This is a genomic window from Stenotrophomonas sp. 109824_Sma, assembly GCF_056480025.1.
This window is the reverse complement of record NZ_CM151078.1, coordinates 3724748-3749814: the sequence shown is the minus strand read 5'-3', so window position 1 is coordinate 3749814 and position 25067 is coordinate 3724748. Positions and strand designations below refer to the sequence as shown.

19 protein-coding genes are annotated in these 25067 nt (G+C 63.2%); 13 read left to right on the top strand and 6 right to left on the bottom strand.

Going from position 1 to position 25067, the window contains the following annotated elements; genetic code table 11:
• The first annotated feature begins 420 nt into the window (after window positions 1-420).
• The 8 genes from ACZK1G_RS17635 to ACZK1G_RS17600 all read left to right on the top strand — a co-directional run bounded on the left by ACZK1G_RS17635 (window position 421) and on the right by ACZK1G_RS17600 (window position 12552).
• On the top strand, window positions 421-6486 hold the full coding sequence (locus ACZK1G_RS17635; protein WP_478447726.1) for a calcium-binding protein: 6066 nt from the start codon (window positions 421-423) through the stop codon (window positions 6484-6486).
• Between the two features lie 261 nt (window positions 6487-6747).
• Window positions 6748-7626, top strand: coding sequence for a 30S ribosomal protein S6--L-glutamate ligase (gene rimK, locus ACZK1G_RS17630; protein WP_005418651.1), 879 nt, complete (start codon window positions 6748-6750; stop codon window positions 7624-7626).
• 258 nt (window positions 7627-7884) lie between these two features.
• A complete protein-coding gene (locus tag ACZK1G_RS17625; protein ID WP_049442673.1) occupies window positions 7885-8364 on the top strand; it encodes a hypothetical protein in 480 nt (159 codons plus the stop codon).
• A 95-nt stretch (window positions 8365-8459) separates the two neighbouring features.
• Entirely contained in the window at window positions 8460-8930 is a 471-nt protein-coding gene (locus tag ACZK1G_RS17620) for a hypothetical protein (protein ID WP_049442672.1), read from the top strand.
• Window positions 8931-9045: 115 nt separating this feature from the next.
• Window positions 9046-9507, top strand: a complete 462-nt coding sequence (locus ACZK1G_RS17615; RefSeq protein ID WP_049442760.1) for a hypothetical protein — start codon at window positions 9046-9048, stop codon at window positions 9505-9507.
• Window positions 9508-9670: 163 nt separating this feature from the next.
• The gene (locus ACZK1G_RS17610; protein ID WP_005410804.1) at window positions 9671-10348 is read left to right on the top strand and encodes a response regulator transcription factor; all 678 of its coding nucleotides are present in this window, start codon (window positions 9671-9673) and stop codon (window positions 10346-10348) included.
• The gene (locus ACZK1G_RS17605; RefSeq protein ID WP_075676409.1) at window positions 10311-11681 is read left to right on the top strand and encodes a sensor histidine kinase; all 1371 of its coding nucleotides are present in this window, start codon (window positions 10311-10313) and stop codon (window positions 11679-11681) included. Before ACZK1G_RS17610 ends, ACZK1G_RS17605 begins: the two co-directional genes overlap by 38 nt.
• 484 nt (window positions 11682-12165) lie before the next feature.
• On the top strand, window positions 12166-12552 hold the full coding sequence (locus ACZK1G_RS17600; RefSeq protein ID WP_101765985.1) for a hypothetical protein: 387 nt from the start codon (window positions 12166-12168) through the stop codon (window positions 12550-12552).
• Between the two features lie 60 nt (window positions 12553-12612).
• Here the strand turns inward: ACZK1G_RS17600 and coaE are convergent, their stop codons facing one another.
• Genes coaE through ACZK1G_RS17585 form a run of 3 tightly spaced genes read right to left on the bottom strand, consistent with a single transcriptional unit; the run spans window position 12613 to window position 15367 of the window.
• Complete coding sequence (gene coaE, locus ACZK1G_RS17595) at window positions 12613-13224, bottom strand: dephospho-CoA kinase (protein ID WP_101765984.1); 612 nt, start codon at window positions 13222-13224, stop codon at window positions 12613-12615.
• 11 nt (window positions 13225-13235) lie between these two features.
• Window positions 13236-14099, bottom strand: a complete 864-nt coding sequence (locus ACZK1G_RS17590; RefSeq protein ID WP_005418626.1) for a prepilin peptidase — start codon at window positions 14097-14099, stop codon at window positions 13236-13238.
• A gap of 8 nt (window positions 14100-14107) precedes the next feature.
• Window positions 14108-15367, bottom strand: a complete 1260-nt coding sequence (locus tag ACZK1G_RS17585) for a type II secretion system F family protein (protein ID WP_049442651.1) — start codon at window positions 15365-15367, stop codon at window positions 14108-14110.
• Between the two features lie 354 nt (window positions 15368-15721).
• Here ACZK1G_RS17585 and ACZK1G_RS17580 point away from each other — a divergent pair, with 354 nt between their 5' ends.
• From ACZK1G_RS17580 to pilB, 3 genes are all read left to right on the top strand, one after another.
• Window positions 15722-16171: a pilin gene (locus ACZK1G_RS17580; protein ID WP_049442650.1), complete on the top strand. Its 450-nt coding sequence runs from the start codon at window positions 15722-15724 to the stop codon at window positions 16169-16171.
• A 110-nt stretch (window positions 16172-16281) separates the two neighbouring features.
• Window positions 16282-16731 (top strand): pilin, encoded by a 450-nt coding sequence (locus tag ACZK1G_RS17575; protein WP_080347436.1) that lies wholly within the window; start codon window positions 16282-16284, stop codon window positions 16729-16731.
• Between the two features lie 265 nt (window positions 16732-16996).
• Window positions 16997-18727, top strand: coding sequence for a type IV-A pilus assembly ATPase PilB (pilB, locus tag ACZK1G_RS17570; RefSeq protein ID WP_101765982.1), 1731 nt, complete (start codon window positions 16997-16999; stop codon window positions 18725-18727).
• Window positions 18728-18836: 109 nt separating this feature from the next.
• Here pilB and ACZK1G_RS17565 read toward each other — a convergent pair whose 3' ends face one another.
• The 3 genes from ACZK1G_RS17565 to ACZK1G_RS17555 form a co-directional block, all read right to left on the bottom strand.
• Entirely contained in the window at window positions 18837-19244 is a 408-nt protein-coding gene (locus ACZK1G_RS17565) for a hypothetical protein (protein WP_158298006.1), read from the bottom strand.
• Between the two features lie 214 nt (window positions 19245-19458).
• The gene (locus tag ACZK1G_RS17560; RefSeq protein ID WP_101765981.1) at window positions 19459-20832 is read right to left on the bottom strand and encodes a sigma-54-dependent transcriptional regulator; all 1374 of its coding nucleotides are present in this window, start codon (window positions 20830-20832) and stop codon (window positions 19459-19461) included.
• A 60-nt stretch (window positions 20833-20892) separates the two neighbouring features.
• A complete protein-coding gene (locus ACZK1G_RS17555) occupies window positions 20893-22506 on the bottom strand; it encodes a sensor histidine kinase (RefSeq protein WP_087923443.1) in 1614 nt (537 codons plus the stop codon).
• A gap of 405 nt (window positions 22507-22911) precedes the next feature.
• Between ACZK1G_RS17555 and sucC the strand changes: the two genes are divergently transcribed.
• Together sucC and sucD are read left to right on the top strand one after the other, a co-directional pair.
• Window positions 22912-24081: an ADP-forming succinate--CoA ligase subunit beta gene (gene sucC, locus ACZK1G_RS17550; RefSeq protein ID WP_004154430.1), complete on the top strand. Its 1170-nt coding sequence runs from the start codon at window positions 22912-22914 to the stop codon at window positions 24079-24081.
• Between the two features lie 20 nt (window positions 24082-24101).
• Window positions 24102-24977, top strand: coding sequence for a succinate--CoA ligase subunit alpha (gene sucD / locus ACZK1G_RS17545; protein WP_005410793.1), 876 nt, complete (start codon window positions 24102-24104; stop codon window positions 24975-24977).
• Window positions 24978-25067 lie beyond the last annotated feature (90 nt).

Genomic DNA, 25067 nt, shown 5'->3' with positions numbered 1-25067 from the left:
CCGCCTTGTACTCCGAGCAACCTGAAGCAGGGACTGGTTTGCTGTTGGAATTCCATCTCCATCGCTCGCCCTGGCATGCGGTTCACGGCCATGCCGGGGCATCTTGATTGATACTCTGAACGCTTGATTGCCGAATCATTCCGGAAGAACTTCTCCGGATACATATGCGTGCGGCACGCCCTCATGCTGCTGACGTTGACACCAATTTTCTGCTCTGCCACGCTCGCCGGTCGCTGGGGAGCCGCGAGTGTGGACGGGGAGTCCGCGCGGCTGCGACTGGACCTTCTCAGGCTGAATTTGAAAGGTCGGATCGTGCGATCCGAACGACGCCCTCTTCTGCGCACTAGCAAGGTGAACGCTGGCGTTGGAAATCCACGCTGAGTCAATCAGGACGTAACAATCGCTAAAGGAAGGTAGGCAATGGCGTCAAAGATCAATGGCTTCAACTTCGAGTACGACGGAAGCTCGATTACCTTGACCTATAAGCATGGGGAGCTAGGAGGGAAGGCCACATTCGATGTGGAAGGGGCGTCTGCCTCCGTGAGCCACGGCAGAGGATCAGTTGGGGCTTCCTCTGATTATGCCTACTCGACCGATAGCGGATTTGTCGTCTCTGGGCAGGCTGTAACGCTGGGGCTACGGACGCCAAGTGGCGCTGAGATCGGCTTGAAGTTGACTCCCAATGGCGAGTTCAGGCCTCACCCCACGGATCCGTTTGCTCCGCCGATTCCTTCCGCCCAGGTCGATCTGACTTTGGACGGGAAGATGCTCGGCAGTTACGACATCCCGCTTTACGAAGATTTCACGATGGATGATCTTTTCGATCCGGAGCTTGGGGGCCTCGGGTCGCACGGGTTGCTTGGCGACGCGTACGGCTTCCTGCGTCATCGCGATCGCGAGATCAATGACCAATATCGGGATGCGACGGGTGAGAATTTCCAGGATGCCAAGGGCTGGACCCGCCCGGTTGATCCACTGGTCCTGGATCTCGATGGCGATGGTATCGAGACCGTTGCGGCGAATGGTCGTGTGCTGTTTGACCACGAAGGCAACGCGGTGCGTGAGGGTACGGGTTGGATCAGTGCAGACGACGGCATGCTGGTGCTAGATCGCAATGGAAATGGCACGATTGACGATGGTTCTGAGCTTTTCGGTGATCACACGCCGGGAGCTGGGCTCGCACCGGGACAGAGTTCATCGCGATCTGCAGGGCTGCGCGCGCTGGCGACGCTGGATCAGAATGGTGATGGCCGAGTGGATGAATCCGACGAAGCCTTCGCATCGCTTCAGGTTTGGCGGGACTTAAACCAGGATGGTGTAAGTCAGGCGAATGAGCTGTTCTCATTGCGGGATCTCGGCATCCGCAGTATTTCGGTTGACGCTACTTCAACGCAGAACCAGAGTCTTGGAAACGGCAACACAGTTGACAGCTATGGCAGTTTCGAACGTATCGATGGTACCTCGGGGATTACCGCGGATCTGTTGTTGGCGTCTAATAATTTTCATCGCGACTTCTTGGAAAAGGTACCGCTGAGCGATCTTTCACAGCGGGTAGCCAATCTTCAAGGGTCTGGCATGGTGCGCGATCTGCGGGAGGCCGTCAGTCTCAACCCGGGCATCTTTGATCTCATCAGCAAGATCGATTCCACATATTCTCGCAGCCAGGCTCTGCATGCGTTGGACGAGGTGCTGCTGGCTTGGTCCAGCACGTCAAGCATGAAGTCAAGCCTCGAATATCAGCAGGCCGGTGTCGATCGTCCTAGGTTGACTGTAAAGGGCCTTCTTTTGGATTGGGGGACCGCGGACATCTCACAGATTCTCTCTATTCTTGAGAAGTTCAATGGTGAACTGTTCTTTGAGGTGCGTGACGAAGGGCTGTTCACAAAGAACAGGTCGTGGCAGCCGGTTAAGATTGATGGGGAATGGCGTTTTGATGTCGATCTCTCGCAGCCTCAGACTACTCATCTGCTGAAAAGCTATGAGGCACTGAAGATGGGCTTGTATACGGCCATCATGCTCGACACGCGCTTGCGCGACTATGCCCAGGATCTCAGGTTTGGACTCAATGAGGATCTTGAAGTGGTCGTGGACACGGGCGCGGCGGTTAAGCGCCTGATGGATAAGCTGCGGGTGGAAGGTTCCGCGGCGGCGGTGGAGGATTTGCTTGATCTCCGCAGCCTTGCCGCATACATGCCACTGGATTGGAACTGGGTGGATGTACTCGAGGGGATGGGCGCGCGCGCGCCCGATGCGGATGAATTCACCGCGGTTGCAAACCGGCTCCTCGGTGTGCTGAATGGTATTGCTGCTGTGGGAGGTGCCGCCGACGACGTCATTCTAGGCACGTCTGGGGACGATGTGCTTGATGGTGGCGATGGTAATGACGAAATTCGGGGCGGAGCAGGGAATGACTTGATCGAAGGCGGGAAAGGTAGCAACACCCTGTATGGGGGGGCTGGAAATGACACGTTGAGTGTCCACTTTGGAGCTGACAAGAATTTCCTGGCCGGCGGTGCTGGCGATGATGTTCTGATTGGCAGCGCGAAGAGTGATACCTACCTGTTCAATAAGGGGGATGGTCACGACACGATCGTGGAAACAGCCCAATACAGTGTCATTTCGATTGACACACTCGTTTTTGGCGTTGGTCTGAGGGTTCAGGATCTCAAGGTTCTGCGTGAGGGGCGCGATATCCTTCTCGTGTTCGGAGAAGGAGAGGACTCAGTTCGGTTGAAGGATTGGTTGACCGAAAGCCTGCAGGAGGCGCGCTATGCTGGAATTGAGCGATTCCTCTTTGCAGACGGAACTGAATGGTCCCCCGAACTCATCAGGGCGCAGGTGACTACGCTGGGGTCGGATGGTGATGACGTCATTGATGGTTGGTTGGGCAACGATTTGATTCGCGGTGGCGCTGGCAATGACCTGATCGATGGTGGCGGCGGTACCAATGAGCTTTACGGTGAAGCGGGTAATGACACGCTGAAGGTTCACTTCCTTGCCGACAAGAACATTCTGGCCGGTGGCGTCGGCAACGATACGTTGATCGGCAGCAGCAAGAGCGATACGTACCTGTTCAACAAGGGCGATGGTCACGACACGATCGTGGAAACCAGCCAGTACGCCAGCGACTCGGTTGATACGCTGGTGCTGGGCGAAGGCCTGTCCGCCACCGATGTGCGGGTTCTGCGCGAAGGACGTGATGTGGTGCTGAGCTTTGGCGGCGGCAGTGACACGGTGCGGCTGAAGGACTGGCTGACCAGTTCACTGGGCGAGAACACGTCGGCCAGCATCGAGAAGCTGGTGTTTGCCGATGGTACCCAGTGGACGGCAGCCAACATCCGAGCTCGGTTGACGAGCCATGTCGGTGACACTGGTGGTGCGTTTACAGGATGGCAGGGTGATGACCTGATCCTGGGCGGAGAAGGCGACGATGTCATTGACGGTGGGCTGGGCAGCAACGAGCTGCACGGCGGCGCCGGCAATGACACGCTGAGTGTGGCTGCGACGTCCGACCTCAACATTCTGGCCGGAGGCATCGGCAATGACACGTTGATCGGTAGCCTCAAGAGCGATACCTACCTGTTCAACAAGGGCGATGGCCACGACACGATCGTGGAAACTGGCCAGTACGCCAGCGACTCGGTTGATACGCTGGTGCTGGGCGAAGGCCTGTCCGCCACCGATGTGCGTGTCTTGCGCGAAGGGCGTGATGTGGTGCTGAGCTTCGCCGGCGGCAGTGACACGGTCCGACTGAAGGACTGGCTGACCAGTTCGCTGGGTGAGAACACGTCGGCAAGCATCGAGAAGCTGGTGTTTGCCGACGGTACCCAGTGGACGGCGGCCAACATCCGGGCGCAGCTGACCACGCTGGGCACCTCCGGGGATGACAAGATCGTGGGTTGGAACGGCAACGACCTGATCCTGGGCGGAGAAGGCGACGATGTCATTGAGGGTGGGCTGGGCAGCAACGAGCTGCACGGCGGCGCCGGCAATGACACGCTGAGTGTGGCTGCGACGTCCGACCTCAACATTCTGGCCGGAGGCATCGGCAATGACACGTTGATCGGTAGCCTCAAGAGCGATACCTACCTGTTCAACAAGGGCGATGGCCACGACACGATCGTGGAAACTGGCCAGTACGCCAGCGACTCGATTGATACGCTGGTGCTGGGCGAAGGCCTGTCCGCCACCGATGTGCGGGTTCTGCGCGAAGGACGTGATGTGGTGCTGAGCTTTGGCGGCGGCAGTGACACGGTCCGACTGAAGGATTGGCTGACCAGTTCGCTGGGTGAGAACACGTCGGCAAGCATCGAGAAGCTGGTGTTTGCCGACGGTACCCAGTGGACGGCGGCCAACATCCGGGCGCAGCTGACCACGCTGGGCACCTCCGGGGATGACAAGATCGTGGGCTGGAACGGCAACGACCTGATCCTGGGCGGAGAAGGCGACGATGTCATTGAGGGTGGGCTGGGCAGCAACGAGCTGCACGGCGGCGCCGGCAATGACACGCTGAGTGTGGCTGCGACGTCCGACCACAACATTCTGGCCGGAGGCATCGGCAACGATACGTTGATCGGCAGCAGCAAGAGCGATACCTACCTGTTCAACAAGGGCGATGGTCACGACACGATCGTGGAAACCAGCCAGTACGCCAGCGACTCGGTTGATACGCTGGTGCTGGGCGAAGGCCTGTCCGCCACCGATGTGCGGGTTCTGCGCGAAGGACGTGATGTGGTGCTGAGCTTTGGCGGCGGCAGTGACACGGTCCGACTGAAGGATTGGCTGACCAGTTCGCTGGGTGAGAACACGTCGGCAAGCATCGAGAAGCTGGTGTTTGCCGACGGTACCCAGTGGACGGCGGCCAACATCCGGGCGCAGCTGACCACGCTGGGCACCTCCGGGGATGACAAGATCGTGGGCTGGAACGGCAACGACCTGATCCTGGGCGGAGAAGGCGACGATGTCATTGAGGGTGGGCTGGGCAGCAACGAGCTGCACGGCGGCGCCGGCAATGACACGCTGAGTGTGGCTGCGACGTCCGACCTCAACATTCTGGCCGGAGGCATCGGCAATGACACGTTGATCGGTAGCCTCAAGAGCGATACCTACCTGTTCAACAAGGGCGATGGCCACGACACGATCGTGGAAACTGGCCAGTACGCCAGCGACTCGATTGATACGCTGGTGCTGGGCGAAGGCCTGTCCGCCACCGATGTGCGGGTTCTGCGCGAAGGACGTGATGTGGTGCTGAGCTTTGGCGGCGGCAGTGACACGGTCCGACTGAAGGATTGGCTGACCAGTTCGCTGGGTGAGAACACGTCGGCAAGCATCGAGAAGCTGGTGTTTGCCGACGGTACCCAGTGGACGGCGGCCAACATCCGGGCGCAGCTGACCACGCTGGGCACCTCCGGGGATGACAAGATCGTGGGCTGGAACGGCAACGACCTGATCCTGGGCGGAGAAGGCGACGATGTCATTGAGGGTGGACTGGGCAGCAACGAGCTGCACGGCGGCGCCGGCAATGACACGCTGAGTGTGGCTGCGACGTCCGACCTCAACATTCTGGCCGGAGGCATCGGCAATGACACGTTGATCGGTAGCCTCAAGAGCGATACCTACCTGTTCAACAAGGGCGATGGCCACGACACGATCGTGGAAACTGGCCAGTACGCCAGCGACTCGATTGATACGCTGGTGCTGGGCGAAGGCCTGTCCGCCACCGATGTGCGTGTCTTGCGCGAAGGGCGTGATGTGGTGCTGAGCTTCGCCGGCGGCAGTGACACGGTCCGACTGAAGGACTGGCTGACCAGTTCGCTGGGTGAGAACACGTCGGCAAGCATCGAGAAGCTGGTGTTTGCCGACGGTACCCAGTGGACGGCGGCCAACATCCGGGCGCAGCTGACCACGCTGGGCACCTCCGGGGATGACAAGATCGTGGGTTGGAACGGCAACGACCTGATCCTGGGCGGAGAAGGCGACGATGTCATTGAGGGTGGGCTGGGCAGCAACGAGCTGCACGGCGGCGCCGGCAATGACACGCTGAGTGTGGCTGCGACGTCCGACCTCAACATTCTGGCCGGAGGCATCGGCAATGACACGTTGATCGGTAGCCTCAAGAGCGATACCTACCTGTTCAACAAGGGCGATGGCCACGACACGATCGTGGAAACTGGCCAGTACGCCAGCGACTCGATTGATACGCTGGTGTTGGGCGAGGGTCTGCAATCAGGCGAGGCACGCTTCCTCAGGCAGGGTAATGATCTTCAGCTGAGCTTCGCTGAAGAGACTGACTCGGTTACTTTCAGGGGGTGGTTCGGATCCACCGGTGCACAGATCGAGGTCCTGAGTTTTGCAGATGGCCGGAATGTAGGTAACGTCGAGTTGAATAGTCTGATTGCGGCAATGGCGCAGAGTGGGTCCGCCGCAGCACTCACGCCATTGACTATTGAGCAAACGCAGAGCGTGAATCTGATTGCGTCGATGTGATGAACTGAAGGTTGCGGAGTTCCCCTGTTGAAAAAAGTCCCCGGGTGTCGATTGGCACCCGGGGCTCGAATGGTAGATATGGCGTCGGGGCGTACTGCCCATTTTGCAGCAGGCATGTGGCGGCTCTCTTTGGGGGGCTGAATAGGGATAGGTGGCGCACCTACGAGGAGACCCCGGGTTAGTTGGGTCCATCCTTGCTGGCATCATCCACCCGCCACACGCCCGCGCTATGCTGCGCGCCTGCCGACCGATCCCACTGCGATGAAGCTCGCCATCCTGTCCCGCAACAGCTCCCTGTATTCCACCCGTCGGCTGGTCGAGGCGGCGCGCGCGCGCGGCCATACCGTGCGCATCCTGGACCCGTTGCGCTGCTACATGCGCATCGCCGCCGATGGCTTTTCCATGCACTACAAGGGCCGGCCGATGACCGGCGTGGACATGGTCATCCCGCGCATCGGTGCCTCGATCACCCGCTACGGCACCGCGGTGCTGCGCCAGTTCGAGCTGATGGGCGCGCGCACGCCCAATCCGTCCGATGCCATCCTGCGTTCGCGCGACAAGCTGCGCGCGCACCAGCTACTGGCGGCCAAGGGCATCGACATGCCGGTCACCGTGTTCGGCGACAACCCCGACGACACCGTCGATCTGCTGTCCATGCTCGGCCCGCCGCCGCACGTGGTGAAGCTCAATGAAGGCACCCAGGGGCGCGGCGTGATCCTGACCGAGAAGGCCAGTGCCTCGCGCGGCATCGTCGAAGCGCTGCGCGGCCTGTACGCCAACTTCCTGATGCAGGAATTCATCGGCGAAGCCAAGGGCGCCGACCTGCGCTGCTTTGTGGTGGGCGACCAGGTGGTGGCGTCGATGCAGCGGCAGGCACCGGAGGGCGACTTCCGCTCCAACCTGCACGCCGGCGGTACCGCCGTGGCCGCCAAGGCCAGCCGCGCCGAGCAGCAGGTGGCGGTGCGTTCGGCCAAGGCGCTGGGCCTGTCGGTGTGCGGCGTGGACCTGATCCGCTCCGCGCGCGGCCCGCTGGTGCTGGAGGTCAACTCCACGCCCGGGCTGGAAGGCATCGAAGCGGCCTGCGGGGTCGACGTGGCCACACGCATCATCGAGCATGTGGAAAAGATCAAAAAACCTTGATTATTCATTGTGTTATGAATCTCATTGGCAAATGATCCACGGCTTTAACGAGGCTTTAATCGGCCCCGGCGTAGGCTTCAGCGAACCGCAGCTCTGCCTCTCAGCAGGATCGGTATCGGGATACGACTTCAGGCCCAGGCGGGTGCACCGTCTGGGCCTTTTTTATGCCTGTCGGCCCTGTGCCCAAGGTCTCTTGTGGACGCCGCGTGACGGTCGTAGAGTTGGCCCTTCGTTCCGGGATGGATCGGGAGGTTGGCGATGTACCGCATCATGACGATCGCGTTGCTGCTGGGCCTGTCTGGCGCTGTTGCCGCCAAGCCGGAGAAGGTCGCTGTACAGATGGACCGGCAAGGGTCGGTCGCCGAGCAGGTGCGCCAGGTGGAAACCGCCCTGGCCGCCCCCGACTATGCCGAACTGTCTGCCGAGGATCGCGGCCAGGTACAGCAGTCGCTGTTGCGTATCCGCCAGCACATGGGCGAACGCCAGACCGTGCAGGAGCTGCCGCCGCAGCTGCAGGCCGAGGTCTTCAACGAGCAGGAACGCATCAACACCCTGTTGGCGCGTGGCCATGAAGACAGCCGCCAGATCTGCAAGTACGAACGCACCACCGGCAGCAACATGCCCAAGAGCCGCTGCCTGACCGTGGCCGAACGGCGCCGGATCGAAGAGAAAGGCAAGGCGCTGATCAACGACCAGCGCAGCTACAACACGCTCAGCCCACCGCCCGCCGGGCGTTGACCGCACTGCCTTTCGGTCCACCGAGCGTGCGGTCATGGCGTATCGGTGGCACCGCAGGGTCGATGTTCCACTCATGGAAGAACCTGGAGGTAACGATGCAGCGCATGACCCCCGTCGCCCTGATGCTGGGCCTGGCACTGGCCACCACCGTCCACGCCAAGCCCGAGAAAGGGCAGGTGAAGTTCGACGCCAACGCCCCGGTGGCCGAACAGATCCGCAGCGTTGAAGCGGCGATCAACACCGAGGACTACAGCGAGATCGGGCTGGAAGACAAAAGCCGCGTGCAGCAGGCGCTGGGCCGCATCAAGATCAAGATGGGCGACCACGAACGCGTGGAGCAGGTCAGTCCGCAGGACCGCACCGAGATCTTCAACGACCAGGAAGTGATCAACACGATCATGACCCGCGCCCACGCCGACAGCCGCATGGTCTGCCGCCGCGAACGCACCACCGGCAGCAACATGCCGCAGAGCGTCTGCCTGACCGTGGCCCAGCGCCGCAAGGCGCAGGAAGACAGCCGCAAGGCGCTCAACGACAACCAGCGCTTCAACAACTACAAGCCCTGATCGCTGCCGGACCGATCGCATGCCGCCATCGGTCACCCTGCCGTGCGTCCCTTGTGGACGCATCGGCGGAATCGTAAAGTCGAGACCCTATTCATGGACGAACATGGAGCTCGTCATGTACCGCAAGACCACTCTCGCCCTGATGCTGTCGCTGGGCCTGGTTGCCACCGTGCAGGCCAAGGCGCAGAAGGAGACCGTGCAGATGGATTCCTTCACCCCGGTGTCCGAACAGATCCGCCGCGTTGAAACGGCCATGGGCAGCGAGGACTACAGCGAGATCGGGCTGGAGGACAAGAGCCGCGTGCAGCAGGCCTTGAACCGGATCAGGGTCAAGATGAATGGCCGTGAGAAGGTGGACGAACTGGCGCCGCAGGAGCGCAACGACCTGTTCAACGAGCAGGAGATCGTCAACACCATCATGACCCGTGCCCAGGCCGACAGCCGCATGATCTGCCGCCGCGAGCGCCTCACCGGCAGCAACATGCCGACCAGCGTCTGCCTGACGGTCGCCCAGCGTCGCAAGGCCCAGGAAGAAAGCCGCCAGGCGCTGACGGACCAGCAGCGCATCAGCCGCTGAACCGGCTGACGCGGGGGCTTTTGCCGGTGTCGCCCCTTCGGTACGAAATGTTAAGAATGGAACCTGTATCGTTCAGCAGGTAGACGTCGCGTCCACTCGCACAGGGGCATCCTGAGCGGGTGGGCCTGGCCCCCCGACGACCCTTCAAGAACCAGAGGTCCCAGTGCGCATTCTCGTAATCGAAGACAACAGCGACATCGCCGCCAACCTTGGCGACTACCTTGAGGATCGTGGCCACACCGTGGACTTCGCCGCCGACGGCGTGACCGGCCTGCACCTGGCCGTGGTCCACGAGTTCGACGCCATCGTGCTGGACCTGAACCTGCCAGGCATGGACGGCATCGAAGTGTGTCGCAAGCTGCGCAACGAAGCGCGCAAGCAGACTCCGGTGCTGATGCTGACCGCCCGCGACTCGCTGGACAACAAGCTGGCCGGTTTCGATTCCGGCGCCGATGACTACCTGATCAAGCCGTTCGCGCTGCAGGAAGTAGAGGTGCGCTTGAACGCGCTGTCGCGCCGCGGCAAGGGCGTGCAGACCCGCGTGCTGGAAACCGGCGACCTGGAGTACAACCTGGACACGCTGGAAGTGCGCCGCCAGGGCAAGCTGCTGCAGCTCAACCCGACCGCGCTGAAGATCCTGCAGGCCCTGATGGAGGCCGCGCCGGCCGTGGTGACCCGCCAGGAGCTGGAAACCCGCGTCTGGGGCGAAGAGCTGCCCGACTCGGATTCGCTGCGCGTCCACATCCACGGCCTGCGTGCGGTGGTCGACAAGCCGTTTGAAGTGCCGCTGATCCAGACCCGCCATGGCATCGGATACCGCATCGCCACCCCGGAAGCCTGATTCCGTGGCAACCAAGGGGGAGCGCCGGCGTTCGCCGTATCGGCGGCGCCTGCGCAGCCGCATCATCGTCTCGTTCGTGTTGTTGGGCTTCTGCCTGACAACACTGTTCGCGTTCGCCACCAACTGGGCCCGCATGCGCGTGGAAAACCAGCTGGTGGAAGACGTGATGAACCGCAACATCAACGAGTACGTGCGGCGGTTCTACGAGAGCCCGGATCGCAACCCCGACCTGCCCGTGCAGCAGATGCGTGCGCGCCTCGTCAAACCCGACAAGTTCGATGCGCTGCGCGAGGAAGAGCCTGATTGGGCAGCGTTGCCTGATGGCAACCACAATATCTCGGGCACTGACGAACGTGGGCAGCCGTACGCCTACAAGCTGGCCGTGCGCAAGACGCCCGACGCCTGGGCATTCCTGGCCTACGACATGACCGACAGCGTGCGCGGTGGGCAGCAGCTCAACCGCGCACTGGTGCTGTCGGTGCTGGTGTTCAGCCTGTTGTCGCTGGTGCTGGGCTGGTGGTCGGCGTCGAAGGTGATGAAGCCGGTCTCGGACCTGGCCGCGCGGCTGCGTGCCTATCGCGGCGGCACCAGTGACCCCGAGCCGCTGGCGCCGCGCTTCCCCGATGACGAAGTGGGGCAGCTGGCACAGGCGCTGGATGATTACTCATCGCGGCTGACCGAAGTCGTGCAGCGCGACCGTGAGTTCAATGCCGACGTCAGTCACGAGCTGCGCACGCCGCTGGCGGTGATCCGTGGCGCCACCGAACTGCTGCTGACCCGGCCCGGCCTGGATGAGAAGGTGTTGCAGCGTCTGCAGCGCATCCAGCGTGCCGAACAACAGTGCAGCGACCTGATCGGCGCACTGCTGCTGCTGTCGCGCAACGAGCGCGGGCAGGGCACCAGCAACGTCGCCCGCGTGGCCGAACAGCTGCTGGACGCGCACCGCGCCCAGTTGGGTGGCAAGCCGCTGGAGCTGGCGCTGGAAGGCGAGCGCAACCTGGTGATCGATGCGCCCGAGGCGGCCTTGTCGGTGGCGCTGGGCAACCTGATCGGCAACGCGGTGAAGTACTCGCAGGATGGCGAAGTGCGTGTCTTTGTCGGCAGCAATTCGGTGTCGGTGACTGACAGTGGCCCGGGCCTGAGCGAAGAAGACGCCGCCAAGCTGTTCCAGCGCGGCTATCGCGGCACCCACGCCGGCCATTCGCAGGGCGGCGGCATCGGCCTGTCGATCGTCAGTCGCCTGTGCGATCTGTACGGCTGGCAGGTGAGCGTGCGCCCCGGCGGCGAGCGCGGCGTGATCGCCACCCTGACGTTCTCGCCGAAGCCGTTGTAAGAGCCCCTGCATTGGTGGGTGCCGACCTTGGTCGGCACGAACCCTGCCGACCTTGCATCGCGCCCTGTGTCGCTTGTGCCACCGCATCACCCTCGCAGGAATGATCGGCCAGAAGCCCAACACGACATCACCGTGATCGCCGCCACGCCGCGTGCGTGCCCGCATGCACGCATTCGTGCACCCAACTGCGGCTTGAGAATTTCCTTACAGATCACGCTGCTGTGTGATGGCCAGATGGGGCGGCTGGGGCAGGTGCCCTGGCCGGGATTGGCGTCCTGAAAAAAACCAACATTCAGCAATCTTCGACGGCCCCTCGGTCCGTCGTTGAAAATGCACCGCGTGCCTTGCTTCGGCGGGCGGTGCGTGGGGATTCATCAGAATCCGCTGGAGTCTTTTTGCTGAATGTCGGATCTCCGGTACGCCAACCCGCACCGTCCGCCACCTTGCATCCGCAGGTGGCCTGCCGACTGCGAGGAGCCTCACCATGTCCGCACGCCCAGTGTTCCCCCAACTGCACGCCCTGATCGGCGAAGCCGCCGCCCTGCTGCCGGCCGACGTCGCCGAGCGCATCGAAACCCTGCTCGATGATCCCAAGGATCTGCTGCCTGCGCTGCTTGCCCGCATGGACGGCCGCGATGCAGCCGACGGCCGGCGACTGGAAGCGCAGGGCCTCAGTCCGGCACAGGCGGCCACCATGGCCGGCCTCAGCCGCACCCTGGCCGGCTTGAATGCACTCATGCAGGTCCTGCACGCCGCCGAAGCCGCCCGCGAGCAGGGCGGTGCCCACCAGCAGCTCAGCCCGGATGTCGTCGATGGATTGCTGCTTGGCGCCCGAGAACTGGCCCACTATGCCCGCCTGCAGCTGGAGTAGGTTCACGCCATGCGCGGATGCGCGATCCGGTAGTGCCGGCCGCTGGCCGGCAACCCGGCCTCAACCCCCAGCCAACTCCAGATACCGCGCATGCAGCGCTTCCACCTGCGCCTGCAGGTCCTCGGGATGGCCATCGTTGACCACCACATCATCGGCCAGTGCCAACCGCTGCGTGCGGCTGGCCTGGGCGGCGATCATCCTGTCGGCCAGCGCGGCGTCGATGCCGTCGCGCTGCATCAGCCGGGCGTGCTGCACGGCTTCGGGCGCATCCACCAGCAGTACCCGGTCCAACCACGGGTAGGCCTGCCGCCCACCGACCTCGGTCAGCAGCGGAATGGCGGCAATCGCATAGGGGCTGGTGGCCTGCTCGCACTGCTGTTGCATCAGCAGGCGGATGGCCGGGTGGGTGATCGCTTCCAATGCCGTCCGTTCGGCCGGATCGGCGAACACGTGGGCCCGCAGGCGCGCCCGGTCCAGGCTGCCGTCCGCCTGCAGCATGTGGGCGCCGAACCGCTCGGCGATTCGGCCCAGGGCGGGGCTGCCGGCGGCGACCACCGCGCGGGCGGCCAGATCGGCGTCGGCCACCACGATGCCCAGCGCCTCGAAGCGCCGGGTCACCTCGCTCTTGCCGGCGGCAATACCGCCGGTCAGGCCAACCACATACCGGCTCATGGGGATTCCCCTCAGCGCAGTCCGCTCAACACCAGGTACTGCTCCACCACGGGCGCGCCCCACATGAAGTACAGCCAACCCGCGATGGCCAGGTAGGGGCCGAATGGGATCGGCGTGGCGCGGTCACGGCCCCGGGTGTAGAGCCAGATCGAGCCGATGATGGCCCCGAGCACCGACGACAGCAGGATGATCGGCAGGATGCCCTTCAGTCCGCACCAGGCGCCGAGGGCGGCCAGCAGCTTGAAATCGCCGTGGCCCATGCCTTCCTTGCCGGTCAGCTGCTTGAACAGCCACCAGACCATCCACAGCGACAGGTAGCCCACCGCCGCGCCGACCAGGGCAGGCTTGGCCGGCATGTACAGGTTGTCGATGTTGCCTATCAGGCCCAGCCACATCAGTGGCAGGGTCAACTGGTCGGGCAGCAGCTGGGTGCGCAGGTCGATGCCGGACAAGGCGATCAGGAAGCAGGTCAGTACGATGGCGCCGAAGCCCTGCCAGCCGAAGCCGAACTGCCAGACACAGGCTAGTACCAGTACCGAGGTCAGGGCCTCGACCAGCGGGTACTGCAGCGAGATCGGCGCTTTGCAGTGGCGGCACTTGCCGCCCTGGATGATCCAGCTGAACAGCGGGATGTTCTCGTACCAGCTCAGCTTATGCTTGCAGTGCGGGCAGTGCGAGGGCTCGACCACGATCCCCGGTGGCGGGGGCTCGTAGAAGTCCGGTTCTTCCAGGACCTCGCGCGCATCGCGCTTCCACTGCCACTCCAGCCGCTTGGGCAGGCGCAGGATGACGACGTTGAGGAAACTGCCCAGCAGCAGCCCCAGGGCGGCCGCGGCGGGGTAGCCGAGGCCGGGATGCTGGTCGAGAAATGCCATTGATACCTTTAGCCGACGACGGCGCCAAGTTTGAAGATGGGCAGGTACATGCCGACAACAATACCGCCGACGATGGTGCCAATGAATACCATGATCATCGGTTCCAGCAGGCTGCTCAAGGCATCGACCGCATTGCTGACTTCCTGTTCATAATACTCCGCCACCTTGAACAGCATGGCGTCCAGGGCGCCCGCCTCTTCACCGATGCCGGTCATCTGGATGACCATGTGCGGGAACAGACTGGTTTGTTTCATGGCCATGTTGACCGGGTAGCCCACCGAAACGTCGTCACGCATACGAAGCACGGACTCTTCGTAGAGCTTGTTGCCTGTTGCACCTGCGACGATGCCTAGAGCTTCAACCAGTGGGACACCGGCCTTGAAGGTCACAGCCGTGGTGCGGGCAAAGCGTGCGATGGCGCTGTTATGCATGATCTGGCCGATCACCGGCACTTTCAGGATCAACTTGTCCAACGTGTGACGCATGTTGGGAGAGCGCTTATAGGCCGCGGTGAACCCCACGATGGTGCCGACAAGGGCAAGCAGTATGAGCCACCACCAAGACACCATGAAGCGGGACAGGTTGACGATCATCTGGGTGAAGGCAGGCAACTCGGCACCAAAGCCCTTAAATACGTCCTCGAACTGAGGCACGACCCATACGAGCAGAATTCCGCTGACGGCCATTGCCACTGCCATAACCATCACCGGGTAGAACAGGGCCTTCTTGATCTTGCCCTTGAGCGACTCGATGTTCTCTTTATATGTTGCGATGGTGTCAAGAACGGTTTCCAACACGCCAGCGCCTTCGCCAGCACGAACCAGATTTCGATACAGATCGTCGAACTGGACCGGATGCCTGCTGACGGCTTCGTACAGAGAAGAACCACCTTCAATATCGGTGCGGATCGTATCCACCATCTTCTTCATGCGCGGGTTCTTATGCCCACTCGCGATGATATCCAGAGCTCCTACAATCGGGACGCCTGACTTCATCATGGTGGCCATCTGCCGACTGAAGAAGGCGATGTCCTTGGGCTTCACGGCACTGCCGGCAGCACCAAACAAGGGCTTCGGCTTGGGTTTGACTTGCCCAGGGCTGATGCCCTGACGGCGCAACTCAGCTCGCAGCAGATTGGCATTCTTGGCCATCTGCTCGCCCTTCATCTTCACGCCGCGCTTGTCCGTCCCCTCCCAGACAAACGGCTGCAATTCCATGGTGCTACGCGCCACGGGTTCCTTCTTGATCGCACTGCGACTGACAGACATGTGGACTCCCCAAGACCCGCCATCCCCAGGCGGGCGTCTAGCCGCCGATGGTAGCGGGTTCATGCCCGTCTGGGCAGTCGCTGGAGTGCTCATCTTGCGAATTCGTGTCGGGTGCCGACCAAAGGTGACGCACTGCGTCACATTGCCGCGTCCATCGCAGATTCGCATTCAGGGGGTTCCCATCCGTGAAATAGCTGCCATCATGGGTGCGGGGAAATCCAGGGGGAGGCGTGCCGGGGTTGGCACGCAACCTGCGTTGATCCACCCGCAGGGGGCAGGACCCGCTCAGCTGACCGTTGGTCAGACCGATCCTGTGCTCTGAATTCAACCACCACAATCTTGGGGATGTACCAAATGAAGAACCAGAAGGGCTTCACCCTTATCGAACTGATGATCGTCGTTGCGATCATCGCCATCCTGGCCGCCATTGCTCTGCCGGCCTATCAGGATTATGTCGTCAAGTCGCGCGTTTCTGAAGCGATGGTGCTGGCCGATGGCCTGAAGGCTGTCGTTGCTGACAATGCCGCGCAGGGCGAATCTGATCTGGGCAAGGGTGCCACTCTTACCAAGGCTGCTGACGGTTCGCCGAACGTGACGTCGACCGCAATTGATGCGACTTCGGGCGCGATTACTGTTACCACGACCAGCAAGGCTGGTAATGGCGACGTCATCCTGACTCCGAAGGCTGGTGGCGCAGCACTGGCCGCTGGTACCCCGCCGGAGGGCACCATCGTCTGGACCTGCACCTCTACCAAGATCAAGCAGAAGTACCTGCCGGCTACCTGCACCAGCTCGGCCAAGTAATCTGCGCTTCCAGCGCTGAGTCTGATAAAAGCCCTCGGATGTTCGGGGGCTTTTTTCTTGGATGCTTAGAGTGTTCGAATCAAATCAAACATCGCATGGGGGGGTGTCTGGTGAGCAAGAAGCATGAAAATGGATTCACACTGATCGAATTGATGATTGTCGTGGCGATTGTTGCGATTCTCGCGGCAATTGCGATACCTGCGTATCAGAACTACGTGATCAGAGCGAGAGTCTCCGAAGCATTGGTGCTGGCGAGTGGATTGAAGCAAGTAGTGATCGCCAATGCATCAAGCAACGCGCCGGACTTGGGGGCGGGCGCGACGTTGACGTCGGCGGCGGACAAATCTCCAAACGTCACGTCCACCAGCGTTGATGCCAATTCGGGTGCCATTACAGCCGTAACTACATCAAAAGCCGGTGGCGGGAATATTGTCCTGACTCCCTACGGTGCGGCGGAATCGCCTCTCGTGGCCGGGCAATCTCCAGAAGGTAACATCGTTTGGCGGTGCACTTCGACGATTCCACAGCGGTTCCTGCCTTCCGGCTGCACGGGAACTTGATCTGCAAAAGTGCTGGCCATGCAGGCTGAGTGCCGAAGATGCCTTGACGGTTAACCAGCGAGGCCTGTGACCCAGCCGTTGACGGGGCTATCATCCCCGGGGGAGTCAGGATCGTGCCTGCCGGGCTGGGAGTGCCGGGCGTGGCAGTCATGCTGAAGGATTGGCGTCGTCGTCGGCCATCGGGTCGCGGCAGGTTCTGCTGCCCTGTGCGGTGCCCCTGGAAGGCGCGCCGCACTGCCTGACCCATGATGAGCCAAGGATTCATATGAACGCCGTAACCACCGCCAATCTCGTCGGCATCACCGGCCTGGCTCGTCGCCTGGTCCAGGATGGTGCGCTGGACGAGGCTTCCGCCCGCGACGCGATGGCCAAGGCCACCGTGGCCCGTCAGCCGCTGCCGACCTGGTTCGCGCAGAACAAGGTGGTTGGGGCGGCCCAGCTGGCGGCCGCCAATGCGGTCGAGTTCGGCATGCCGCTGTTCGACGTGTCCACGTTCGACGCCAGCCAGAACGCTATGAGCCTGGTCAGCGAGGAGCTGCTGCGCAAGCACAACGTGCTGCCGCTGTTCAAACGCGGCGGCAAACTGTTCGTGGGCACCAGCAACCCGACCCATTCGCTGGACGAGATCAAGTTCCACACCAATCTGGTGGTGGAGCCGATCCTGGTGGACGAGGACCAGATCCGCCGCACATTCGAGCAGTGGCATGCCAGCCACGACACGCTGGGCGACGCCCTGGGCGGTGACGACGATGGCATGGGCAACCTGGACGTTGCGGCCGGAGACGAGGATCTCGGCACCGGCGGCGACTCCGGTATCGATGCCAAGGGCGATGACACCCCAGTGGTGAAGTTCGTCAACAAGGTGCTGGTGGACGCGATCCGCAAGGGCGCCTCGGACATCCACTTCGAGCCCTATGAAGATGATTACCGCGTGCGCCTGCGCATCGACGGCCTGCTGAAGATGGTCGCGCGCGCGCCAGTGAAGCTGAACCAGCGCATCGCCGCACGCCTGAAGGTGATGGCGCAGCTGGATATCGCCGAAAAGCGCGTGCCGCAGGACGGGCGCATCAAGCTCAACCTGTCCAAGACCAAGCAGATCGACTTCCGCGTGAGCACGCTGCCGACCCTGTTCGGCGAGAAGGTGGTGCTGCGTATCCTGGACGGCAGCGCGGCCAAGCTGGGCATCGACAAGCTGGGTTACGAGCCGGACCAGCAGAAGCTGTTCCTGGAAGCCATCCACAAGCCCTACGGCATGGTGCTGGTGACCGGCCCGACCGGTTCGGGCAAGACGGTGTCGCTGTATACGGCGCTGGGCATCCTCAACGACGAGACCCGCAACATCTCCACCGCCGAAGACCCGGTGGAAATCCGCCTGCCCGGCGTCAACCAGGTGCAGCAGAACAACAAGCGCGGCATGACCTTCGCCGCAGCGTTGCGCTCGTTCCTGCGACAGGATCCGGACATCATCATGGTCGGCGAAATCCGCGACCTGGAGACGGCCGAGATCGCGATCAAGGCGGCGCAGACCGGCCACATGGTGCTGTCCACGCTGCATACCAACGATGCACCGCAGACCATCGCGCGCCTGATGAACATGGGCATCGCGCCGTACAACATCACCAGTTCGGTGACCCTGGTGATCGCCCAGCGCCTGGCGCGCCGGCTGTGCAACAACTGCAAGCGCCCGTCCAACCTGCCCGAGCATGCGCTGCTGGCCGAGGGCTTCACCCAGGCGCAGCTGGATGCCGGTATCGAACTGTACGAGGCAGTGGGCTGCGATGAGTGCACCGAGGGCTACAAGGGCCGTACCGGTCTGTACCAGGTGATGCCGATGACCGATGAGATCGCCACGATTGTGCTGGCCGGTGGCAATGCGTTGCAGATTGCCGAGGCCGCACAGCAGATCGGGGTGAACGATCTGCGCCAGTCGGCGTTGAAGAAGGCGGCTGCGGGTGTCACCAGCCTGGCCGAGATCAATCGCGTTACCAAGGATTAATGCGGATAAAGCTACACCATGGTTGGATGGTGCAAACCATCCGCCAACCTTAGGTTGGCGGCTACCGGTAGAGCCCCCCCGTGCGTGGCTGACATCTGGCCGAGCCCCGTCATTCAATCGTGAGTAGGTACATATTGACTGCTGTCTGCTTCGTACCGTTATCTGCGTAGATGATCGTCAGCATCACCGGGTCACCCTTGTTGCAGGACCAGGGTGGGGTTGAGGTCTTCGACACGGTGGCCTTGCCGTCTTGTGTGAAGGTGAGGCAGCCCTTCGGCATGTACGTCAGCTTGTTCGATCCGGTGATGTCGGTAGCAACGCCACTGGGGTCGATCAGCTTGACCCGGAACTGCATGGTTGATCCCGCCTTCACCCGTGTGGCGGCGAGTGCCGCTGCTTTGACGTTCGCGCCGTCACCGGTGATCGGCGCTTTGGAAAGCTCCCATTCGCCGACAAGCTCTCTACCCTGGAGGGAGGTCTTTAATGACCACGTAGGGCGCTGGTCGTACTGGGCCATGGCCCCGAAGCTGCCCAAAACGAGGCTGAGGCAGGTGAGTGAGGTCAGTGTCCAACGTCGCATACAGGTCCCTTGAGTTTGTCGTTGATGTGTCTGGCTGGCCATGCGCGGATGGCGAAAAGGCCCGCCATCCAGTAGATCCATGCCATGCATGAATGGGGTGGCCCGCGCCGGGTCAGAGCCCTTTCCTGCGGAAAGGGATCCGACCCTGTCCTTACTCCATCCCCAGCTTCTTCAGCTTATAGCGCAGCGCGCGGAAGGTGATGCCCAGCTGCGCGGCGGTGCGGGTCTTGTTCCAGCGGTTTTCTTCCAGCGCGCGCTGGATGGCGCTGCGTTCGAGCTGTTCGATGTACGAGGGCAGGGCGGCGCTGCCGGGCTGCAGGTCCACCACGGCTTCGGCATGTGCTGCGCTGCCGGGCGTGCGCGGGGCATGCTGCGGCAGGCGCAGGTCGTCGGCACCGATGCGGTCTTCTTCGGCCAGGGCCAGCGCGCGTTCCAGGATGTTCTCCAGTTCGCGCACGTTGCCGGGGAAGGCGTACTGGGCCAGCGCGTCCAGTGCCGACGGGGCCAGCAGCGGCGTCGGGTGGCCGTGGCTGCGGGCCAGCCGTGCCAGCACCGACGCGGCCAGTTCCGGCAGGTCCTGGCGACGCTCGCGCAGCGGCGGCACCTTCAGTTCGATCACGTTGATGCGGTAGTAGAGGTCGTGGCGGAAGCGCCCGTCCTCGACCAGCTCGGCCAGGTCCTTGTGGGTGGCCGAGAGGATGCGCACGTCCACCGGTTCCTCGTTGGCGGCGCCGACCGCGCGCACCGATTTTTCCTGGATCGCGCGTAGCAGCTTCACCTGCATCTGCAGCGGCAGCTCGGCCACTTCGTCGAGGAACAGGGTGCCGCCATGCGCGGCCTGGAACAGCCCGGGCTTGTCGGCGTGGGCGCCGCTGAAGCTGCCCTTGCGGTGGCCGAAGAACTCGCTCTCCATCAGCTCGCCGGGAATGGCGCCGCAGTTGACCGGCACGAACGGGCCGGCCGCGCGGGCGCCCTGGGCGTGGATGGTGCGTGCGACCAGCTCCTTGCCCACGCCGGATTCACCGAGGATGTAGACCGGCGCCTGGCTGCGCGCGACCTTGCCGATGGTGGTGCGCAGCACGTCCATGGCCGGCGAGTCGCCAAGCAGGCGCGCGCCCTGTTCGGCGGCGGGGCCGGGCGCGGGGCGTTCGGTGTTGTTGAGCTCCAGCGCATGCTTGACCAGGCCACGCAGCACGGCGATGTCCACCGGCTTGCTGACGAAGTCGAAGGCACCGGCCTTCAGCGCTTCCACGGCCAGGTCCATGCTGCCGAAGGCGGTGATCATCGCTACCGGCGTGCGCGGGTAGTGCTGGGCGATCTCGCTGACCAGCTCGATGCCATTGCCGTCCGGCAGGCGCATGTCGGTGATGCACAGGTCGTACGGATTGCTGGCCAGCAGTTCGCGCGCTTCGGCAAGGTTGGCTGCCGTACTGATGCGCAGCCCCATGCGGCCGAGCGTCAGTACCAGCAGTTCGCGGATGTCGCGTTCGTCGTCGACGACGAGGGCGCTGCGGGTTTCGTTCATGGGCGTGAAAGATAAACGAGGGGGCTGGAAGCGACAAATGTTTGACGCACGGAGTCGAGATCAGGTGGGCAACAGCGTATGCGGGCCGGGCAGCACCAGGCGGAAGCAGGAGCCACCGGCGGGCACCGGGATGTAGTCGAGCCGCGCCTGGTTGGCCCGGCACAGCTCGCGGGCGATGTACAGGCCCAGTCCGGTGCCATGCTCGGACGTGGTGAAGAACGGCCGGAACAACTGCGCGGCCACGCTTTCGGGAATGCCGGGGCCACGGTCCATCACGTCGATGACCGCACTGCGCTCGTGCTGGGCCACGCGCAGGCGCACCCGTGCCGGTTGCTGGCCGATGCGGCCGTACTTGAGTGCGTTGTGCACCAGCACGGTCAGCACCTGGTAGAGGTGCTTGGTGTCGACCTGGGCCAGCACCGAGGTGTCGTTGATGATCGGCTCGATGCTGTCGGTCTCCAGCGTCTGCCCCTGCTTGTACTCCAGCACGAAGCGGCGCACGAAGGCGGCCAGGTCGACGTTCTCGGGCGTGGCGCGCTCGCGCCGGGCCAGGCCCAGCACGCTTTCGACGATGCCGTTGGTGCGCTGGCACTGCTGGCGGATGATCTGCAGCAGGCGGCGGTCGCTTTCGTTGAAGCCGGTGCCTTCTTCCAGCAGCTGCACCGCGTAGTTGATCGCGGCCAGCGGATTGCGGATCTCGTGGGCGAGGCTGGCCGAGAAGCGCCCCATGGCTGACAAGGTGAGCGACTCGGCGCGGCGCGAGACCACGCTGGAGTCGTCCAGGAACACCAGGGCCAGCTCGCTGCCGGCCAGCAGGCGTGCGAAGCGCGGCTGCACTTCAGGCTGGTCGGGATTGAGCTGCAGCGGCAGTTCGTCCTGCGCCCAGCCATTGCGCCAGCGCTGCAGGCGACGGGCGAGTTCCGGGGCGGCGCTGGCCAGGTCCAGGCGGCCGCTTTCGCCGCTCCCATCGCTGTCGCCGAGCAGCATCGAGGCGGCCTCGTTGGCCAGGGTGACGCGGTTGTCGGCGTCGACCACAAGCACGCCGGTACGCATGCGGCGGATGATCAACTCGTTGATCTGGAACAGGTTGGCCACTTCGTCGCCGCGCTGGTTGGCCAGCTGCTGGTTGCGGCGCGCGCGGCTGCCGACCTGGTAACTGATGAAGGCCAGTGCCAGGTAGCTGGTGGCGAACATCGCCAGCTCGGCCAGGGTACGGGTGGGGTCGCCGCCTTCCAGCAGTTTCCAGGTGTATTCGACGCCGGTGGCGAGGCTGGCGGCCAGCGCCAGGCCCAGCCCCAGGCTGAGCGGCAGCAGGGTGGCGGCGGCGGCGATGTTGAACAGCAGTGACATCGAGATGCCGGCGCTGGCACCCGGCAGGGCATGCGACAACAGGGTGGCGGCGACGATGTCCACCAGCACGCCGCTGACCACGATCGGGCGCAGCCAGCGTTCGTTGCGGCCGATCACCAGGGCCAGCAGCGAGAGCACCAGGTAGATGGCGGCGACGGTGTCAGCCAGCCGCGGGTGGTGGGCTTCGCCGACCATGGCCGACAGCGGACTGTAGAGCAGGGCGGCGATGACCGAGGCGATCAGCACCCGGTACAGCGCGAAGAAATACAGCTCACGCCGCGGAATCGATTCGATGCGGTCGATCAATGAAGCACTGGGTGACACGCCGGAACTCCCCTTCTGGCTGCCTGGGTCTGGAATCTGCGGCGGGCCTGCCCGGCGTCCCCTGAAGCCGGGCGGGCACGACGCTTCGATGTGGCCTGCGGTGGAAGCCGTCGAGCTGGCTCGACTCTACACACCTTGGTTGACCAGTATAGGGCGCCCGGCCCGGCGCCGCCGGAGCGGCCCGGATCGCGCATTTGGCCCGGGATGGATACCGGTGTCCAGTGCGCCCCCGGGCGCAACTGTCTGAATGGCGGCGGAAATCTGGCCGGGCCTGGCGTTTTGTACAGACTTCTTTGCGCCCCGGCGCTGGCTCGGCCACAATAGTGGGCCCGCCGCGGTCCATGCCGGCGCCCCGCCGGGGCCCTGAGGAATTGCGTGCGGTCGTTCCTATTCCCACGGTGACGCATGAATTTCCACGAATACCAGTCAAAACAACTGCTTGCCGAGTACGGCATCCCGGTCCCGGCCGGCAAGGTCGCTGCGACCCCGGACGAAGCGGTTGCCGCTGCCAACTCCCTGGGCCAGGGCCCCTGGATGGTCAAGGCGCAGATCCACGCTGGCGGCCGCGGCAAGGCTGGCGGCGTCAAGTTCTGCAAGACCACCGACGACGTGAAGGCCGCTGCGGCCAAGATGCTCGGCACCAAGATGGCCACCTACCAGACCGCTGGCGTTGAACTGCCGGTCAACCTGGTGCTGGTGACCACCGCCGGCGAGATCGTCAAGGAACTGTACCTGTCGGTGCTGGTCGACCGTGGCACCAAGACCATCACCTACATCGCCTCTTCGGAAGGCGGCGTGGAAATCGAGCAGGTCGCTGCTGAAACCCCGGAGCTGATCCACTCGCTGAACGTCGACTTCGTCGAAGGCGTGCAGGGTTACCACGGCCGTGATTTCGGCTTCAAGCTGGGCCTGACCGCCAAGCAGGCCGGCCAGTTCGCCAGCATCATGGTGAACCTGTACCGCCTGTTCAACGAAAAGGACCTGGCCCTGGTTGAAATCAACCCGCTGGCCATCCTGGACGACGGCAACCTGTACGCGCTGGACGGCAAGTTCGACAGCGACGACAACGCCGCGTTCCGCCAGAAGGCCCTGGTCGCCATGCGCGACAAGACCCAGGAAGATCCGACCGAAGTGATCGCTTCGGAGCTGGACATCAACTACGTCACCATGGACGGCAACATCGGCTGCATGGTGAACGGCGCCGGCCTGGCCATGGCCACCATGGACGTCATCAAGCTCAACGGCGGCGAGCCGGCGAACTTCCTGGACGTGGGCGGCGGTGCCAACAAGCAGCGCGTCATCGAAGCGTTCAAGCTGATCCTGTCCTCGGACAAGGTTGAAGGCATCTTCGTCAACATCTTCGGCGGCATCGTCCGCTGCGACATGATTGCCGAAGGCATCATCGCCGCCGTGAAGGAAGTGGGCGTCAAGGTTCCGGTCGTGGTGCGCCTGGAAGGCACCAACGTGGAAGAAGGCAAGCAGCTGCTGCGCGACAGCGGCATGGCCATCATCCCGGCTGACAACATCAACGATGGCGCCAAGAAGATCGTTGAAGCTGTCAAGAACGCTGCCTGATTCGACACCAAGGAATTCCCATGTCTGTTTTGATTAACAAGAACACCAAGGTGATCGTGCAGGGCTTCACCGGCCAGCAGGGCACCTTCCACGCCACTCAGATGATCGAGTACGGCACCCAGGTTGTTGGCGGCGTGACCCCGGGCAAGGGTGGCACCACCCACATCGACCTGCCGGTCTTCAACACCGTTGCCGACGCCGTGCAGAGCACCGGCGCCAACGCTTCGGTCATCTACGTGCCGCCGCCGTACGCGGCCGACGCGATCCTGGAAGCCGCTGCTGCCGGCATCAAGGTCATCGTCTGCATCACCGAAGGCATCCCGGTGCTGGACATGCTGCGCGTCAAGAACGTGCTGACCCGTTCGCATCCGGACACCGTGCTGATCGGGCCGAACTGCCCGGGCGTCATCACCCCGGGTGAGTGCAAGATCGGCATCATGCCGGGCCACATCCACCAGCCGGGCAAGATCGGCATCGTGTCGCGTTCGGGCACCCTGACCTATGAAGCGGTCAAGCAGACCACCGAAGTTGGCCTGGGCCAGTCCACCTGCATCGGCATCGGTGGTGACCCGATCAACGGCCTGAACTTCGTTGACTGCCTGAAGCTGTTCAACGAAGACCCGCAGACCGAAGGCATCATCATGGTTGGCGAAATCGGCGGTGACGCTGAAGAAGCCGGCGCCGAGTACATCAAGAACCACGTGAAGAAGCCGGTCGTCGGTTTCATCGCCGGTGCGTCGGCTCCGGCCGGCAAGCGCATGGGCCACGCCGGTGCGATTGCTTCGGGCGGCAAGGGCACCGCGGAAGGCAAGTTCGCCGCGATGGAAGCCGCTGGCGTCGTCACCGTCCGTTCGCCGGGCGACCTGGGCGCTGCCATCGCCAAGCTGGTGAAATAAGATCGACTGCCTCTGGCAGACGATGCTGTAGAGCCGGCCGCTGGCCGGCTGCTGAAACAGAAAGGCCGCCTCCGGGCGGCCTTTCTGCGT

What these genes read in the sequence shown, in the direction of transcription:
- ACZK1G_RS17635 (WP_478447726.1), top strand. Translation starts at nt 421, where the DNA reads ATGGCGTCAAAGATCAATGGCTTCAACTTCGAGTACGACGGAAGCTCG.
- rimK (WP_005418651.1), top strand. Translation starts at nt 6,748, where the DNA reads ATGAAGCTCGCCATCCTGTCCCGCAACAGCTCCCTGTATTCCACCCGT.
- ACZK1G_RS17625 (WP_049442673.1), top strand. Translation starts at nt 7,885, where the DNA reads ATGTACCGCATCATGACGATCGCGTTGCTGCTGGGCCTGTCTGGCGCT.
- ACZK1G_RS17620 (WP_049442672.1), top strand. Translation starts at nt 8,460, where the DNA reads ATGCAGCGCATGACCCCCGTCGCCCTGATGCTGGGCCTGGCACTGGCC.
- ACZK1G_RS17615 (WP_049442760.1), top strand. Translation starts at nt 9,046, where the DNA reads ATGTACCGCAAGACCACTCTCGCCCTGATGCTGTCGCTGGGCCTGGTT.
- ACZK1G_RS17605 (WP_075676409.1), top strand. Translation starts at nt 10,311, where the DNA reads ATGGCATCGGATACCGCATCGCCACCCCGGAAGCCTGATTCCGTGGCA.
- ACZK1G_RS17600 (WP_101765985.1), top strand. Translation starts at nt 12,166, where the DNA reads ATGTCCGCACGCCCAGTGTTCCCCCAACTGCACGCCCTGATCGGCGAA.
- coaE (WP_101765984.1), bottom strand. Translation starts at nt 13,224, where the DNA reads ATGAGCCGGTATGTGGTTGGCCTGACCGGCGGTATTGCCGCCGGCAAG.
- ACZK1G_RS17590 (WP_005418626.1), bottom strand. Translation starts at nt 14,099, where the DNA reads ATGGCATTTCTCGACCAGCATCCCGGCCTCGGCTACCCCGCCGCGGCC.
- ACZK1G_RS17585 (WP_049442651.1), bottom strand. Translation starts at nt 15,367, where the DNA reads ATGTCTGTCAGTCGCAGTGCGATCAAGAAGGAACCCGTGGCGCGTAGC.
- ACZK1G_RS17580 (WP_049442650.1), top strand. Translation starts at nt 15,722, where the DNA reads ATGAAGAACCAGAAGGGCTTCACCCTTATCGAACTGATGATCGTCGTT.
- pilB (WP_101765982.1), top strand. Translation starts at nt 16,997, where the DNA reads ATGAACGCCGTAACCACCGCCAATCTCGTCGGCATCACCGGCCTGGCT.
- ACZK1G_RS17565 (WP_158298006.1), bottom strand. Translation starts at nt 19,244, where the DNA reads ATGGCCCAGTACGACCAGCGCCCTACGTGGTCATTAAAGACCTCCCTC.
- ACZK1G_RS17560 (WP_101765981.1), bottom strand. Translation starts at nt 20,832, where the DNA reads ATGAACGAAACCCGCAGCGCCCTCGTCGTCGACGACGAACGCGACATC.
- sucC (WP_004154430.1), top strand. Translation starts at nt 22,912, where the DNA reads ATGAATTTCCACGAATACCAGTCAAAACAACTGCTTGCCGAGTACGGC.
- sucD (WP_005410793.1), top strand. Translation starts at nt 24,102, where the DNA reads ATGTCTGTTTTGATTAACAAGAACACCAAGGTGATCGTGCAGGGCTTC.